The 1,772-nt window shown below is 68.4% G+C and carries 1 pseudogene; it reads left to right on the plus strand.

The features are described 5' to 3' along the window. Positions 1-41: 41 nt before the first annotated feature. Positions 42-1,772 (plus strand): annotated as a pseudogene (gene mobF / locus H7I57_RS33985) (MobF family relaxase); the annotation flags it as partial.

Raw genomic sequence — 1,772 nt, forward strand, 5'->3', positions numbered from 1 at the left:
GCCTGTCCGGCTTGGTGAGGTGGTCTGGTGGCGGTGCGACCGTGCTGACGATCTCGCGGCTGAGTCGCTGGAGTATCGGCTACTACAACGACACCGCCAATCAGGCCCGGCAAGCCTCGATGGACCGCCAGGCCGCCGGCGGCGGCCTGGGCGAGTACTACTCCGAAGGCGACACCCGCGTCCCGACCTGGGTCGTGGTCGGCGACAAGGCCACCGTCGGTGAGGCCACCGGACTCGACGGCGCCGCACTCGACGGCGGATTTGCTGACACCGAGGTAGCGGCGCGGTGGCTCGACGACGGCGTGACCCCCAACGGGGAGGCCGGCCGGGCGTTCGGAACCAACGGGGTGCACGGGTTTGACCTGATGTTCGCCGCACCCAAGAGTGTGTCGCTGCTGCGATCGCTGACCGACGACGTGGCCGAAAAGGTCATGCAGAACGCCCACGTCAAAGCAGTCGAAGCCGCGATGACCTACCTGCACGAACACGCCGGGTACACCCGGGTGCACAACCCGCTGACCAGCAACAAAGACCTCCAGCGGCTGCCCGGACTGGTCGCGATCGCCTACCAGCACGAGACGAGCCGCTGCGGGGACCCGCACCTGCACACCCACGTCATCGTGCCGAATCGCCAGGTCAGAGCCGATGGGCGGCTGGTGTCGATCGACTCCAAGTCGCTGTATCACGAAGCCAAAGCCGCCGGGATCATCTACCAGGCCACGCTGCGCCACGAGTTGCACGCCGAGCCAAGTCGCTGTATCACGAAGCCAAAGCCGCCGGGATCATCTACCAGGCCACGCTGCGCCACGAGTTGCACGCCGAGCGGGGCTTCGAATGGCAGCCCGTCGACGAGCATTCCGGCATGGCCGAGATCGCCGGCGTCACTGCGGCCAGCATCAAGGCGTGGTCGCAGCGGTCCACTCGGCTGAGGGAATGGGCCAAAGACAACCTCGTCGTCGTCGACGGTGAGCCGACCGCCGCACAGTTGGCCTCCGCGCAGAAAGCCACCCGGCCCACCAAACCCGAGCAGCTCGCCTGGGACGAACTCAAAGCGATGTGGCGCGCCGACGCGCGCGGTCTGGATCTGGACCNAGAAAGCCACCCGGCCCACCAAACCCGAGCAGCTCGCCTGGGACGAACTCAAAGCGATGTGGCGCGCCGACGCGCGCGGTCTGGATCTGGACCGCGACGCGCACTTCGCCGCGCGCGAAGCGCGGCGCGCACAGGCGCGCACCCCCCTGGACCGAGCGCGCATCGCGCACATGGCAGCGCGCATCGACAAGGCCGCGTTCACGCGCGCCGACATGGTGGAGATCGTCGGCGCGCAGCTGCCAGTCGGCGCGGTCGGGGAACCGCGCGCGCTCATCGAAGCGTTCGTCGACGACGTCGGTGTGCGCATCAGCGCGCCGCGCGAAGCGCACCACCGCGAGGGGCACGAGAAGTACACCGTCGACGCGATCATGCTCGAGGAGTCCCGCATCCTCGACATGGTGGACACCTCCGACAACCGCAGTCGTCTCGATGTGCGCGCTGCCGATCTCGGGGACCTCTCCGCCGACCAAGAGCGCGCCATCCGCAACATCGCCGTCTCCCCATTTCTGGTGCAGCCCTTGCAGGCCCCGGCCGGTGCTGGCAAAACTCACTCACTCAAGGCGCTGCGCGCCGCCGCGCACCGGGCGAACAAAGAAGTGCTCGTGCTCGCGCCCACCGGCAAAGCCGTCGACGAAGCGATGCAGGAGGAAGCCGGCGACCGCGGCCTGACCGTGGCCAAG

Origin of the sequence: Mycolicibacterium pyrenivorans (assembly GCF_025821625.1) — a bacterium.
GTDB classification, from domain to species: domain Bacteria; phylum Actinomycetota; class Actinomycetes; order Mycobacteriales; family Mycobacteriaceae; genus Mycobacterium; species Mycobacterium pyrenivorans.